Annotated in this window: 13 protein-coding genes and 1 tRNA gene; 5 read left to right on the top strand and 9 right to left on the bottom strand. The window is 65.9% G+C overall.

The annotated features are described in order from the left end of the window. Nucleotides 1-63: 63 nt before the first annotated feature. Together ACIQF4_RS12445 and ACIQF4_RS12440 are read right to left on the bottom strand one after the other, a co-directional pair. Nucleotides 64-1,125 carry a LacI family DNA-binding transcriptional regulator gene (locus ACIQF4_RS12445; protein ID WP_400515839.1) on the bottom strand — a complete coding sequence of 354 codons (1,062 nt, stop codon included), beginning with the start codon at nt 1,123-1,125 and terminating at the stop codon, nt 64-66. A 210-nt stretch (nt 1,126-1,335) separates the two neighbouring features. Continuing rightward, nucleotides 1,336-1,408, bottom strand: a tRNA-Lys gene (locus ACIQF4_RS12440). A gap of 188 nt (nt 1,409-1,596) precedes the next feature. On the opposite strand from ACIQF4_RS12440, the gene ACIQF4_RS12435 reads away from it, so the two are divergent. The 4 genes from ACIQF4_RS12435 to ACIQF4_RS12420 all read left to right on the top strand — a co-directional run bounded on the left by ACIQF4_RS12435 (nt 1,597) and on the right by ACIQF4_RS12420 (nt 4,934). Next, nucleotides 1,597-2,256, top strand: a complete 660-nt coding sequence (locus ACIQF4_RS12435; protein ID WP_400515838.1) for a hypothetical protein — start codon at nt 1,597-1,599, stop codon at nt 2,254-2,256. A 282-nt stretch (nt 2,257-2,538) separates the two neighbouring features. Beyond that, nucleotides 2,539-3,156, top strand: a complete 618-nt coding sequence (locus ACIQF4_RS12430; protein ID WP_231455803.1) for a DUF47 domain-containing protein — start codon at nt 2,539-2,541, stop codon at nt 3,154-3,156. Nucleotide 3,157: 1 nt separating this feature from the next. Beyond that, nucleotides 3,158-4,171, top strand: a complete 1,014-nt coding sequence (locus ACIQF4_RS12425; RefSeq protein WP_350001226.1) for an inorganic phosphate transporter — start codon at nt 3,158-3,160, stop codon at nt 4,169-4,171. A 355-nt stretch (nt 4,172-4,526) separates the two neighbouring features. Further along, a complete protein-coding gene (locus ACIQF4_RS12420) occupies nt 4,527-4,934 on the top strand; it encodes a hypothetical protein (RefSeq protein WP_400515837.1) in 408 nt (135 codons plus the stop codon). Nucleotides 4,935-4,984: 50 nt separating this feature from the next. Here the strand turns inward: ACIQF4_RS12420 and ACIQF4_RS12415 are convergent, their stop codons facing one another. From ACIQF4_RS12415 to pstS, 5 genes are all read right to left on the bottom strand, one after another. Continuing rightward, nucleotides 4,985-5,404 carry a hypothetical protein gene (locus tag ACIQF4_RS12415; RefSeq protein WP_350001229.1) on the bottom strand — a complete coding sequence of 140 codons (420 nt, stop codon included), beginning with the start codon at nt 5,402-5,404 and terminating at the stop codon, nt 4,985-4,987. Nucleotides 5,405-5,664: 260 nt separating this feature from the next. Then, complete coding sequence (pstB, locus tag ACIQF4_RS12410) at nt 5,665-6,444, bottom strand: phosphate ABC transporter ATP-binding protein PstB (RefSeq protein WP_066273199.1); 780 nt, start codon at nt 6,442-6,444, stop codon at nt 5,665-5,667. 74 nt (nt 6,445-6,518) lie between these two features. Continuing rightward, entirely contained in the window at nt 6,519-7,631 is a 1,113-nt protein-coding gene (gene pstA, locus ACIQF4_RS12405) for a phosphate ABC transporter permease PstA (RefSeq protein ID WP_350001230.1), read from the bottom strand. Then, nucleotides 7,632-8,564 carry a phosphate ABC transporter permease subunit PstC gene (pstC, locus tag ACIQF4_RS12400; protein ID WP_400515836.1) on the bottom strand — a complete coding sequence of 311 codons (933 nt, stop codon included), beginning with the start codon at nt 8,562-8,564 and terminating at the stop codon, nt 7,632-7,634. A gap of 109 nt (nt 8,565-8,673) precedes the next feature. Beyond that, nucleotides 8,674-9,795 (bottom strand): phosphate ABC transporter substrate-binding protein PstS, encoded by a 1,122-nt coding sequence (pstS, locus tag ACIQF4_RS12395; RefSeq protein ID WP_350001233.1) that lies wholly within the window; start codon nt 9,793-9,795, stop codon nt 8,674-8,676. 263 nt (nt 9,796-10,058) lie between these two features. Between pstS and ACIQF4_RS12390 the strand changes: the two genes are divergently transcribed. After that, entirely contained in the window at nt 10,059-11,186 is a 1,128-nt protein-coding gene (locus ACIQF4_RS12390) for an FUSC family protein (protein ID WP_350001235.1), read from the top strand. On the opposite strand, the gene ACIQF4_RS12385 is transcribed toward ACIQF4_RS12390, so the two are convergent. Both ACIQF4_RS12385 and ACIQF4_RS12380 read right to left on the bottom strand, forming a co-directional pair. Further along, nucleotides 11,183-12,238, bottom strand: coding sequence for a Gfo/Idh/MocA family protein (locus ACIQF4_RS12385; protein WP_400515835.1), 1,056 nt, complete (start codon nt 12,236-12,238; stop codon nt 11,183-11,185). The two genes, ACIQF4_RS12390 and ACIQF4_RS12385, sit on opposite strands and share 4 nt — an antisense overlap. Beyond that, complete coding sequence (locus ACIQF4_RS12380) at nt 12,235-13,251, bottom strand: LacI family DNA-binding transcriptional regulator (RefSeq protein WP_231455788.1); 1,017 nt, start codon at nt 13,249-13,251, stop codon at nt 12,235-12,237. The genes ACIQF4_RS12385 and ACIQF4_RS12380 overlap by 4 nt, the downstream gene beginning before the upstream one ends. Nucleotides 13,252-13,272 lie beyond the last annotated feature (21 nt).

Raw genomic sequence — 13,272 nt, 5'->3', positions numbered from 1 at the left:
GAAAATTCTTAAAAGTTTTTTTGGGACTGCCATCCGGGCGGGCCCGCTGCGGCGACGCCGGGGCTACGGCGCGGCGTCCACCGGCGAGGCTTTGCCTACCGGCGGTGCTTGGCCTTCCGGCGGGGCGGTGCTGGCGCGGAGGACCAGTTCCGGCGTAACCACGATGGAGCTGACGGCAGCGCCTGCTTCGATCTCCTTGAGCATGATGTCCATGCAGCGGCGGCCCAGTTCCTCGAAGTCCTGCCGCACGGTGGTGAGCGGCGGGGTGAAGTACCCGGATTCCGGCTGGTCGTCGAAGCCCACCACGGAGACGTCGTCGGGCACCCTGACCCCTGCCTCGGCGAACGCGCGCAGCATGCCCAGCGCCATTTGGTCGTTCCCCACGAAAATCGCCGTGGCACTGCGATCAGCTGCGAGCTTCCGTCCGGCGGCATATCCGCTGCCGGCGCTCCAGTCGCCCTGCAGCAGGAGATCATCCGTAAGTCCGGCACCCAGAAGGGCCTCGCGCCAGCCCTCGGCGCGTTCTGTACCGTCGATCCAGTCCTGCGGCCCTGCCAGGTGTCCGATCCTGCGGTGCCCCTCCCCAATAAGGTGTTCGACGGCGAGCTGGGCGCCGCGGCGCTGGTCCACCATGGCCCCGCTTACGTTGTTGTTGCCAAGGGACCCCACGGCCACAACAGGCACCGGCAGCCGCATTTCATCCAGGGCAAGAAGGGTGTCCGAGTGCGGCACCAGCACCGCGATCCCGTCCACCGCCTGGTCCATGAAGTGGCTGGCGGCGTCGGCAATGGCATCCCGGCTGACCTCGCGCAGCGCGGCGATGCTGACGAAGTAGCCGGCATTCCGGGCTGCCTGCTCCACGCCCAGGAGGGTGTTGGCGGGGCCGTACTGTGACAGTTCGCTGGCCAGGACGCCGATGGTCTGCGAGCGACGGGTCACCAGGCTCCGGGCTGCGGTGTTGCGCCGGTAGCCCAGTTCGGCGATGGCCGCCTCAACCTTGGTGCGGGTGGCTTCGCTGACGTTGGGGTGGTTGTTGATTACCCGGGAGACGGTCTGGTGGGAGACTCCGGCCCGGTCGGCCACATCTTCCAGGCGCGGCATGCGCCCCTTGCTGCTTTTTGCCATGTGCCCATTCTGCCCGCTGCCTGCCGGATCGCCGGATCAGCCGATCCGCCGGGGATCCTGGGCTTGTTCGCGGATCCGCGCCTTCAAAGTCCGGTCTCGCCAACAAGCTTAGGACGGACGGGCCGGCACCTAGCACAGCCCGGGAAAAGGAAACGTCCCCGGCGCCCTGTTGCCAGGGTGCCGGGGACGTGCCACTCTTCGCTAAAAGAGTGGGCCCTGTGGGGCTCGAACCCACGACCCACGGATTAAAAGTCCGATGCTCTACCAACTGAGCTAAAGGCCCCTGCCGGATGGATTCGCAGCGTATGTGCGGGCCATCCGGCCCAATCCATTTCTGGACGTTAATACTCTAACCCATGGTTCCGGCCGCTTCGCACGAAGCTCCCGGGTCCGGCGTGGGCCGCGGAAGCCCGGGCCGGGCAAGGGAATAGATGCTCGATTTCCGCCTCGGCACAGGAGTAGCGTGGGGGCATGAGTGAGCAAGCAGCATCCAGCCCGTACGGCGGCGCGAACCGGCACCATAAGCCAAAGCCCTTCGCTCCCATTGACTTCGAGCCCTTTGCCGGGGGTGCGGACCCCGCGCGCATCTCGGAGGCTGCCCACCTTGCTGCCCAGGCACTGGTGCGCCACGGCCGTGACAGCGATGATCCCGTGGTCACCGAGCGCCTGGTGAAGCTCGCCGACGAGCAGGGGCTGGAGGCCATCGCTGAGATGTGGGCGGAGAGTCCCGCGCGTTCACTGCCCGGCGCCCTGTGGCGGCTGTACGCCCTGCGCGCTGCCACGGTCCAGGACCCGGAGCGCATCTCGGTCTACTTCCGGGCCGGCAAGGACACCGCCCAGGTGTCCAACGTAGTGGCAGGGGCGGCCGAGCCGCCGGGTGCCGACGAAATGCGGACCATGGCGGATGCCATCCTTTCCGGAGCGTTCGACGGCGAGTTCGACGTTGCGCTGGAACGTTCCGCAGCGTTTTGCCGGGTGGTGGCGCTCGGCCAGGCCACCATCGCCGACGGTGCCGAGCATGGCAACGAGGCGCATGCCAGCAAGCTCACCCGGAACTCGCACCAGCTGGTCAAGACCGCGGAGGACCTTGAGCACGCGGCGAATGCGTGGCGGCTGGGAGAACTCGACTGACTCAGTCCGGCTGCCCCGCCCTTGCCCCATCTGTCAAGATTGACTTGCGCCAGCCAAAGTAGAAAACTGAAACCGGTGCCGAGCCGCGAAACCCCCGGGCTTCAACAATTAGCCGCCTAGAGCGGCCTACCGCCGAGAGGCGTATCCGGTTCGGCACCATTTTCATGCCCGCTTTTCAGGTGCCCAGCCAAGGGCCGGTAGAGTGGGGCTCAGTTGCCCGCCGGGGTCAAGTCACACGGCAGCAACCCCCCGCCCTTACTTTTCCCGGAGACCGGTAAACACGTGAAGCTGCGCCTTTTTCCCCAGGAGCCCGCCGGGCTGGACCTCCTTTCGCAGCTGGCCCAGCAGATCGTGCTGGCCAGCGCCACCCTGGCCGAAATACTGGGCGTCCCCGCCGCTGAGCACGGCAAGCTCGTGGAGGACATGCACAACCACGAGGCAAAGTCCGCTGAACTGCACTTCGCCCTGCTGACGCACATGCGCACCAGTTTCGTGAACCCGCTCCCCCGCGAGGACATGTACGCGCTCTCCCGCTACCTCAACGAGGCCATGGAAAAGATGGACGCAGCTGCGGAGCTGGTGGCCCTGTACAAGCTGGAGCGGCTGCCCAAACGCGCGGCCGACCAGCTGGAGATCATCAGCCGGCAGGCCGAACTGACAGTGGACGCCATGCGCCGGCTTAACAACCTGGACGACCTCGAGGACTACTGGATCGAAATCCTCCGCCTTGCCCAGCGTGCCGAGAGGACGCACCGGGTGTGGGTGGCGGACATGATCGCGGACATGAAGTGGGCCCAGTACTCCCGCAACCGGGACATCGCCAACCAGCTGGTGGAAGTCACCAAGGACATGCGGCGGATCGCCACCCAGGTGGGCAGCATCATCGTCAAGGAATCCTGAGGTGACGCCGGTCATCTTCGGATTCGTGGTCCTGCTGGCCGCGGCGTTTACGTTCCTCAACGGCTTCCGGGATGCCTCAACCTCCGTGGCCCTTGCTGTGCGCACCCGGGCACTCACCCCCAGCGTGGCGGTTCTGCTGGCTGCATTCTTCAACTTTGTGGGTGCCCTGCTGAGCGCCGGCCTGGCCGTGGCTGTCAGCCAGGCCTGGATCAGCCTTCCGCCCGGCAATGGGGGCCTGAGCATCCTTGTGGCCGGCCTGGCAAGCGCCTGCGCCTGGGGAATCCTGCTGTGGTGGCGGGGCATCCCGGCTTCCTCCACGCACGCCCTGGTGGGCGGACTGGCCGGTGCCGGACTGGCCAGCCTGGCGCTAGGCGGCCCCGGCGTCGGCGGCGTGGACCAGTCCCTACTGTTCCAGGTAGTGCTGCCGCTGGTGCTGTCCCCGCTTGTTGCCTACAGCGGCGCCTTCATGCTGGTGTATCCGGCCACGTGGGCGGCACGCTACACGCAGCCCAACGTGGTCAACCACCGCTTCCGCCGGAGCCAGGCCATCGCCGCCGGGGCCGTGGCTTTTGGTCACGGCCTGCAGGATGGGCAGCGTGTGAGCGCCGTTCTGCTGCTGGCACTGCTGGCAGCAGGATATGCCGATCCCGGCACCATACCCCTGTGGGTGGTGCTGCTGTCCGCCGTGATGATGGCCGCCGGGACAATGTTTGGCGGATGGCGGATCTCGCACACCATCGCGTACAAGATCACCCGGATCGATCCGCTGCGGGGTTCAGTGGCGCAGATCTTCAGCGCGGTGATGCTCTTTGTGGGCGCCATTGGGCTGCACTGGCCGTTGTCCACCACGCACACGGTGACCTCAGCGGTCCTGGGCGCAGGCGAGAACCAGAATTTTTCCGTGACGAACCGGAAGCTGGTGATCCGGATCGTGGGGCTTTGGCTCCTGACTCCGCTCGCCACGGCGGCGCTTGCTTTCGTGCTGGCCTTGGCCATGACCCCGCTCGCCGGCTAGCTTCCGGCACGGACCGGACCTGGCCGGGGCTCGGGGCTTGGAGGCTCGGAGATTAGAGCTCGGAGTTCGGAGGCAGGCTTGCCAGGAGCATGGAGAAGGCGGCCCAGGGTACGGTTACGGGTTCGCTACGTTGCCTGCAGTTCCCTATACAGCCGCAGTTCCGTCACGTAGATTCGAAAGTGGGCCCCAGGAAATTCGACGCTGCACAGTAGTAAAAGGCACCCAGCAGTAAAGTCATGCAGCAGCAGAAGCCACACAGACAGGGCCTTACATCCGCCGCCGGGTGCACGGCCGCGGACGAGCCGCTGCAGCATACCGGCGGCCAGGATGCACATTGTGGAAAAGAGCAGGCATCATGTCTACTTCGAATCCCCGGCACTCCCCGCCCCAGCCACGCCAGCTGCGCTGCGAAACCTGCGGTACGGAGCACCAGCTGACCATCCATGCCATCAGGGCGATGGGCGCAGCCAATGGGGACCTGGTCACTGTCTCCTACACCTGCAACGACTGCGGGTTGTTCAACGAGCATCTCGCCTACGCGGGGGATGTTGCCGCGGCGCTGCACCAGGTCCGCTGGATGGCCAAGGTCATCATGTTCGGTGATGACTACATCCATTGCGGCTTCCCCATGGAAGAGGCCGGGCTCGAGATTGAACGGCTGTGCTACCGGAGCAGCAACAACGGTGGCAGCCTCAACGCTGTCTGCCTGCCTACCCGGGTCCTGCGCTGCCGGTGTGGTTTCCAGCTGGAAATCCCGGAGTAGCAGGAGTAGCAGCAGGCTGCCGCAACCGGACGCGCGATTCCGGCCGATGCCTAGATCGCTGCGGGAAATGCAGGCGTGGTGTCCACCATGGCAGCTGCCAGCTCGTTGGGCGTCATGTTCGCAGCCTGGAGCAGCACAGCCTGGTCCACCCCGTTAGCCGCCGCCTCCCTGATGGCCTGCACCAGCGACTCGTGGGCAACATCCAGCTCCCACTGCACGGTTTCCAGGTACGAACTGGTGCGCCACACCGCGGAAACGTAGTCCTCCCCGGCCGGAGCGTCCGTCCCTGCAAGGCCCGCTGCCACCGGCGCGGCAGCCGCCCCGGCTGCGGCGAAGGAAAAGGGGGCAGCGGCGGCCGGCCCGGCGATGTACGCATTGTCGAGGGCCTCGTTCTGCTGGGCAGCCTTGGCCGCCCCCGGCTTGGAAACTCTAAGCGGGTGGCCTCTGCGGCCAGTTGCCATCTGCGTCACGGCAAAACTCCTAAGCATGCTATTTACTAGTTTCCAAAGTATCTAGTTCAGCGTACTAAATACATTCGCTTATAGCTAGCAGCGGCATGGACCTGGCCGAGTCTTGGGACGCTAGCCGGCGCAGGGCCCGGATGCGGTCCAGGGCCGGGCCGGGGGTCAGGCCCAGCGGCGCGGGTCAGGGCCCAGCGGCGCGGGTCAGGGCCCAGCGGCGCGGGTCAGGGCCCCGGCCCGGGTCAGGGTAAGGCCGCTAAGGCCGGTCTCTATCCGAAACGGCCGGAGACGTAGTCCTCGGTGGCCTTCTGGACGGGGTTGCTGAAGATGGTCTGGGTGTCCCCCACCTCGATCAGCTTGCCCGGCTTTCCGGTGCCTGCGATGTTGAAGAACGCGGTGCGGTCCGATACCCGGGCGGCCTGCTGCATGTTGTGGGTAACGATCACCACGGTGTACTGGTCCTTGAGCTCGTTGATGAGGTCTTCTATGGCCAGCGTGGAGATGGGGTCCAGCGCGGAACACGGCTCGTCCATGAGGATCACCTGCGGCTCCACGGCGATGGCCCGTGCAATGCAGAGCCGCTGCTGCTGCCCGCCGGAGAGGCCGGAGCCCGGCTTTTCCAGGCGGTCCTTGACCTCGTTCCACAGGTTGGCGCCCTTCAGGGAGCGTTCCACGAGGACGTCAGCCTCACCCTTGGAAATCTTCTTGTTGTTCAGCTTCACGCCCGCCAGCACGTTGTCGCGGATGGACATGGTGGGGAACGGATTGGGCCGCTGGAACACCATGCCGATCTGCGAGCGCACGGTCACGGGGTCCACGCCGGGGCCGTAAAGGTTGTCCCCGTCCAGCAGGACTTCGCCTTCAACGCGGGCGCCGGGGAGGACCTCGTGCATACGGTTCAGCGTCCGCAGGAAAGTGGACTTGCCGCAGCCCGAGGGGCCGATGAATGCCGTAACGGATTTGGCCTCGATGTTGATGGTGACGTCCTCCACGGCAAGGAAATCGCCGTAGTAGACATTCAGGTCCTTGACGTCGATGCGCTTAGACATGGTGTTCCTTCACTAACTGGGTATGAATTGAAGTCTGGCATCCGGCCCGCCGGACCGGAAGGGGTGATGGCCGGTTAGCGGCCTGTCTTGGGGGCGAAGATCCTGGCAATCAGCCGTGCGGCGAGGTTCAGGACCATCACCAGGATGATCAGCACCAGGGCGGCACCCCAGGCGCGCTGCGACGACGGGTCGGGGTTCGCCGGCGAGGTGGGGTTCAGGATCTGGGTGTAGATGAAGGTGGGCAGCGAAGCCATCCAGCCGCCGAACACGTTCGAGTTGATGCTGGTGGCGAACCCTGCGGTGACCAGGATCGGCGCTGTTTCGCCGATGACCCGGGCGATGGCCAGGGTGACGCCGGACGCGATGCCGGAGATCGCCGTCGGAATAACCACCTTGATGATGGTGCGCCACTTGCGCACGCCCAGCGCGTACGCCGCTTCACGCAGTTCGTTGGGGACGATCTTCAGCATTTCCTCGCTGGAACGCACCACCACCGGAATCATCAGCACGGAAAGCGCGACGGCGGCCACGGCACCAGTCTTGGTACCCGGGCCCACCACTGCAAAGAAGAACGCTGCTGCGAAGAGGCCGGCCACGATGGAGGGGATGCCGGTCATAACGTCCACGAAGAACGTGATGGCGCGGGCCAGCCGGCCGTCGTTGCCGTACTCCACCAGGTAGATCGACGTCAGCAGGCCCACCGGCACGGAGATGATGGTGGCCAGCAGGGTGATCTGGATGGTTCCCAGGAGCGCGTGGTAGATGCCGCCGATGACCGGCGCGCCGTCCTCCACTGCACGGTTGTCGAAGACGCCGGTGACGCCGTTCATGGAGGTGGTCATGAATCCGGGGGCCAGGAGGCCGGGGATTCCGTTGACCAGGACAGTCCAGATCACCGAAATCAACGGGAGCAGTGCAATGAGGAAGGAGCCCACCACCAGGCAGGTGGCCAGCTTGTCCTTGGCTTTGCGGGAGCCTTCGACGGCGGCGCTCCAGGACACCAGGCCCACAGCGAAGAGGATCGCCGAGACAATTCCCCAGCCGAAGGCGTTGAAGCCCACCAGGGCGAGGACGGCGGCGCCGGCGATCAGCGCTGCGGCCAGAACCACGTAGGGAGCGTACTTGGGCAGCTGGCCCTTGGTGAGTGCCGAGCGCTTGCTGCGAACGGGGGTAAGCGTGGAGGTCATTTAGTTGGCTCCCGAAAATTCTTTGTGCCGGGTGATGATCCAGCGGGCGATCATGTTCACGGCCAGGGTGATGACGAACAGGACCAGGCCGGCAGCGATCAGGGTGCTGACCTTGAGGCCACTGGCCTCCGGGAAGTTCAGGGCGATTTCCGCGGCAATGGTCTGGTTGCCGGACTGGATCAGGCTGGCGGTGAGGGCGCCGGAGGAGAGCACCAGTGCCACGGCCATGGTTTCCCCCAGGGCACGGCCCAGGCCCAGCATGACGGCGCTGATGATGCCTGGGCGCGCGAAGGGCAGGACGGACATCTTGATCATTTCCCAGCGGGTGGCACCCAGGGCAAGGGCTGCTTCCTCGTGCAGTTTAGGGGTCTGCAGGAAGATTTCCCGGGACAGCGAGGTGATGATGGGGAGCACCATCACGGAGAGCACGATGCCCGCGGTGAGGATGGTCTTGCCCGTGGCCGAGGCAGGGCCCTGGAAGATGGGCAGCCAGCCCATGTTCGCTGCGAGCCAGTTGTAGGCCGGCGAAATTTCCTTCGCAAGGAAAGCCGCACCCCAGGCGCCGTAGACCACGGACGGGATGGCGGCGAGCAGGTCAACCACGTAGCCGAGTCCGGCGGCCAGCCCGCGGGGGGCAAAGTGCGAAATGAACAGGGCCACGCCGATGGCGATGGGGGTGGCAATCACCAGTGCGATGACTGCGGCGATGAGTGTGCCGATCACGATGGGCCAGATGTAGGCGAAGAAGCCTTCTCCGCCCTGGATTTCCTCGGCCGGGGCGGTGAGCGCGGGGATGGCCTGGACCACCAGGAAGAGCGCGACGCCGAAGAGGACGGCGAGGATGAGGCAGCCGGCGGCGAGTGCGGCGCCGGAAAAGATTTTGTCCCCGGCGCGGCCGGCGCCCTGGGTGCTGGTCAGGGTGGTGGCGGTCATTCGACGGCCCTTCGATCGTGGTGGTACTGGGGCTGGAAGGGGAGGCATCCAATGCCAAGTTCCCCGCACTGCCTTTCGGCAGGCGGGGAACCCGGAATCGGAGCGGTTATTAGGACTTGACCTTGATGGACTCGATCGCTGCGGTGGCCTTCTCCGTCAGGGCGGAGGACAGCGGCGCAGACTTAGCGGAGTCCGCGGCGGCCTGCTGGCCCTCCTCGGAAACTACGTAGTTCTCGAAGGCCTTGACCAGGTCAGCGGTCTCCTGGCTGTCGTAGGCGCTGCAGACCACGTGGTAGGAAACCAGCACGATCGGGTAGGCGCCGGAAGCGGTCGTCTTGCGGTCCAGCTTGATGGCAATGTCGTTCTCGGCGCGGCCCTCAACCGGGGAGCCGGCCTCCACTGCGCTGGCGGCGGCTTCTGCGGAGATTTCGACGAACTCCTCGCCCACCTTGATGGCTGCGGTGCCGAGGGAGCCGCCCACGGCTGAGTCATCCGCGTAGGTCACGGCGCCGGGGGTGTCGGTGACGGTCTTGACCACACCGGAGGTGCCCTTGGCGTTCTCGCCCTGCAGGCTTGCAGGCCAGACTCCGGAGGCCTTGTCCGTCCAAACCTCGGGGGCAGCGGCCGCGAGGTAGTCGGTGAAGTTGGTGGTGGTGCCCGAGTCGTCCGAGCGGTTCACCGGGGTGACCTTGAGGTCGGGGAGCTCGACGCCTTCATTCAGGGCAGCGATGGCGGGATCGTTCCAGTTGCTGATCTCGCCACGGAAGATCTTGGCAACGGTGGCCGCATCCAGCTTCAGCTCGGTGATGCCCGGCAGGTTGAATGCCACTGCGATCGGAGAGATGTAGACCGGGATGTTGATGGCGCCGTCAGGGCCGCACACAGCTTTGGAGGCCTCGAGTTCTTCGTCCTTCAGGTAGGCGTCGGAACCGGCGAACTGGGCCGAGCCGTCGATGATCGCCTTGCGCCCTGCGCCGGAGCCGTCCGGGGAGTACTGCACGGTGGCACCCTGGTTGGCGGAGGCGAAGCCGGCCTTCCAGGCATCCATGGCTGCACCGGTGGAAGATGCGCCGATGCCGGTCAGGGTGCCGGTGACCTTGGGGCCTGAAGCAGCCTGGGTGCCTGCGGGGGCGGTACCCGTGGCGTTGTCTGAACCGCAGGAGGTAAGCGCCAGAGCGCCGGCTGCGATAACAGCGATAGCCGCGTGGCGGCCGAAGCGGAGTGCCTTCACTAGATGTACCCCTTCCAGGGTTTTTCAGTTGCGGACAGGGACGGAGAACCCTGCTGCGCGATGCGTAGGTTTTGTACCTTCAACGAAGTTAGGCCCCGCAGGTAACGGGATGGGCGGACCAAAGTGAACGGAGGATTAACGACGGCGGGATATTCGCTGACAAATGCCCGGTCACCATTGCGCAGATCACATGTCCGGCCGTAGTGCACCGGCGCCAAAGAGTCGCCAAAGGAAATGTGCGGGCCGGCAATAGACTGGACCGCATGGCCCCCGCAGCAGGACTCTCAGCAGGCAGGCGCTTCCTGCGCGGCCGCTTCCGCACCGGCATGATCCGGAGCCGCAATTCCCTCATCCCGGCCATCCAGATGACGGTCTGTGCCGTGGGTGCCTACGCTTTCGCTGAATACGTGCTGGGCCACTCCGGTCCGCTTTTCGCGGCTACCTCATCGCTGATCGCACTTGGCTTCTCCCGTGAACCGCGGCTGCGGCGGGTGCTGGAGGTGGGCCTGGGCTGCACCATCGGTATTGCGGTGGGCGACCTCCTCCTGCACTGGCTGGGCGCCGGAATCTGGCAGGCCGCCGTCGTCCTTTTGTTTTCCATCCTGCTCGCAAGGTTCCTGGACAGCGGGAACATCTTCACCACCCAACTGGCCCTGCAGTCGCTGCTGGTGGTGCTGCTGCCCGCGCCGTCGGGCGGTCCGTTCACCAGGAGCATCGATGCCGTGGTAGGCGGACTGTTCGCCCTGCTGGTGACCATCCTGGCGCCCAAGGACCCCCGCCGCGAACCCCGCAAGGACGTGCAGAAGCTGCTGCACGAGCTAGCCGAGGTATTGCGTGAGTGCGCCGGAGCGCTGGTCAACAGCGATTCCACCCAGGCGTGGCACGCCCTCATCCGGGGCAGGAACTGCCAGCCGCTGGTGGACGGGATGCGCCAGTCCCTGCGCGCTTCCGGCGAGGTGGCCACCCTCGCGCCGGCCTACCGCCGGCACCGGGACGAGCTGGACCGGCTCAAACAGTCGCTCGACTTCATCGACCTGGCGCTGCGGAACAGCCGCGTTTTTGCACGCAGGCTGACCAGCGCCATCAACCACGCGGCGCTGTCCGACGAGGCCACCGAAAACATCGCTGAGGTGCTGCAGGAGACCGCTGCCGCCATTGATGAGCTTTCGCTGGGCCTGGCGGAAACGCACGACGGCGCCCGGCGCGCCCACCTGCGCACCGCCCGCCAGGACCTGAGCGAGATTGCCCTGCGCCTGCACCCCAAACTGCTGGAGGTGCAGCGGCTTGAGGGCGAGACGGTGGTGATGCTGTACCGGCCGCTGATGGTGGACCTGCTGGAGGCCACCGGGATGGACGCCCGCGAAGCCCGTGACGTGCTGCCGGCGCTCTAAGTGGTAACCGCCCGCGCGTCGTTCGCGTAGTGCAGCCCCAACTGCTCCCGGGCCTGGTCCAGCAGCCCCATCATCTGCACGGTTTCCGCCCAGGGCATCAGTGGGCTCTCCTGGAGGCCAGCCCGGATGCAGCGGGCCGTTTCGCGCAGTTCGTGGATGAAGCCCTCAGCTTCCTCGTGGAATTCTTCCACCCGGATGGTTCCGTCCTGGCCGCAGATTTCCAGCTTTCGCGGGTTGTACAGCGGTGAACCGGTCCGTATCCATCCTGCTGTTCCGCTGATGGTTGCCGTCCCGGGACCGGCGGACTGGAGAGAGGACGTGAGCTGGGCTGCCGCCCCTTCCGGGTACTCAAGCGCAAGGGTGTTCTGGACGTCCACGCCGTCCTGGTTCAGGTGGCCTTGTGCCGTGAGCCCTGCAGGGAAGCCCAGTGCCGTCGCCGCCCACGTCAACGGATACACGGCGAGGTCCAGGAGGGCTCCTCCCCCGGCCGCAGGGTCCCACAGCCTGTCCGCCGGATCATACGCAGCCGGAAAACCAAGATCGGCCTGGACCCAGCGCACCGTTCCAATCCCGCCGCCCCTGATGATCTCAAGGGCCCGGCGGGTTGCCGGCAGGAACCGTGTCCAGACGGCCTCCATCAGGAACAGGCTGCGCTCCCCTGCCAGCTGCACCAGCTCCCGGGCTTCGCTGGCGTTGATCGTGAAGGGCTTCTCGCACAGGACGTGCTTTCCGGCTTCAAGGGCCGCACGGACAACCTCAAAATGCTGGGCGTGCGGCGTGGCAACGTACACCACATCCACCCGGGGATCATCAAAAAGCTGTTGGTATCCGGAGCCGGAGGGATTGTCATGGTACCTGGCAGCAAAACCGTGCTCGTCAGCGAAGGCCCGCGCTGAGCCTTCGCGGCGCGAACTTACGGCATAAAGCTCAGCTCCTTCAAGGCGGGCCAGGTCGCGGGTGACCCGGTGCGCGATCCGTCCTGTGGCCACAACGCCCCACCGGAGGGTTTGCCCGTGTGCTGCGCGGCCGCCGGAGCCGGGGCCCGCCGTCATGCGGACTCCCGGATCACCAGTGAGGTAGGAATCTGCGTGACGCGTGCGGTGTCCTTCCCCTCGATGAGGTCCACCAGGATTTCGGCCATCTTCTTGCCCATCTCAATGATCGGGTGGTGCACTGTGGTCAGCTGGGGGTTGACCGAGGTGGCGAACGAATCGTCGTCGAAGCCCACCACGGCCACATCCTGCGGTATGCGGAGCCCCCGTTCCTGCAGCACGGTGTAGGCACCGGCGGCCATCTGGTCATTGGCCACGAACAGGCCGTCGATCGGCTTCCCGCTGCCGAGCAGGCGGCGCATCGCCTTCGCCCCCGACGCCAGGGTGAAGTCCCCGTACTCAACCAGGGAGTCATCCAGGCCTGCCTCGGCCATGGCCAGCCGCCAGCCGCTGATGCGGTCAATGCCGGGCGGCATGTCCTGGGGCCCGGCAATGGTGGCGATGTTGGTCCGTCCGTTGTTGATGAGCAGCCTTGTGGCCCCTGCAGCAGCAGCTTCGTTATCCACGTCCACGTAGTAGCTGGCGCTTTCTCCCAGCGGCCTGCCGGCAAACACCATAGGGATGTAATCGCTCAGGTGGGTCCAGGACCGGTCCCCTGCGTGGTGGGACACCACCAGCGCCCCCGCCACATTCCCGCCGAGCAAGAAGGCCCGGGTCTTCTCCGGCTTCGCCTCGGAAGCAATGACCATGTTCAGCGTGTAGTCCGTGTCCGCAAGGTACAGCGCCACGCCCTGGACCACGGACGCGAAGAACGGGTCCGCGAAGACCTTGGACGTGGACTCCGGCACGATGAGCGTCACCGAGTTGGGGCGCCTGCTGGCCAGGGACCGGGCAGCCCGGTTGGGCGTGTAGTTGACGGCCAGGATGGCCTGCCGCACTTTGGCTGCAATATCCTCGTCAACGCTTGGCACGTCATTAACCACGCGCGACACTGTGGCGCGGGAGACGCCGGCCAGCGCCGCCACCATTTCCAGGGTGGGCGTGGGCCGGTTTCCGCTGGTGTCTTGCTTCACTTTTCTTCGCTCCGTGGTCTG

The sequence above is a fragment of the Pseudarthrobacter sp. NPDC092202 genome, from assembly GCF_044755505.1.
Taxonomy (GTDB): domain Bacteria; phylum Actinomycetota; class Actinomycetes; order Actinomycetales; family Micrococcaceae; genus Arthrobacter.
This window is presented reverse-complemented; position numbering and strand designations above follow the sequence as displayed.

What these genes read in the sequence shown, in the direction of transcription:
- ACIQF4_RS12445 (WP_400515839.1), bottom strand. Translation starts at nt 1,125, where the DNA reads ATGGCAAAAAGCAGCAAGGGGCGCATGCCGCGCCTGGAAGATGTGGCC.
- ACIQF4_RS12390 (WP_350001235.1), top strand. Translation starts at nt 10,059, where the DNA reads ATGGCCCCCGCAGCAGGACTCTCAGCAGGCAGGCGCTTCCTGCGCGGC.
- ACIQF4_RS12385 (WP_400515835.1), bottom strand. Translation starts at nt 12,238, where the DNA reads ATGACGGCGGGCCCCGGCTCCGGCGGCCGCGCAGCACACGGGCAAACC.
- pstA (WP_350001230.1), bottom strand. Translation starts at nt 7,631, where the DNA reads ATGACCTCCACGCTTACCCCCGTTCGCAGCAAGCGCTCGGCACTCACC.
- pstC (WP_400515836.1), bottom strand. Translation starts at nt 8,564, where the DNA reads ATGACCGCCACCACCCTGACCAGCACCCAGGGCGCCGGCCGCGCCGGG.
- ACIQF4_RS12420 (WP_400515837.1), top strand. Translation starts at nt 4,527, where the DNA reads ATGTCTACTTCGAATCCCCGGCACTCCCCGCCCCAGCCACGCCAGCTG.
- pstB (WP_066273199.1), bottom strand. Translation starts at nt 6,444, where the DNA reads ATGTCTAAGCGCATCGACGTCAAGGACCTGAATGTCTACTACGGCGAT.
- ACIQF4_RS12435 (WP_400515838.1), top strand. Translation starts at nt 1,597, where the DNA reads ATGAGTGAGCAAGCAGCATCCAGCCCGTACGGCGGCGCGAACCGGCAC.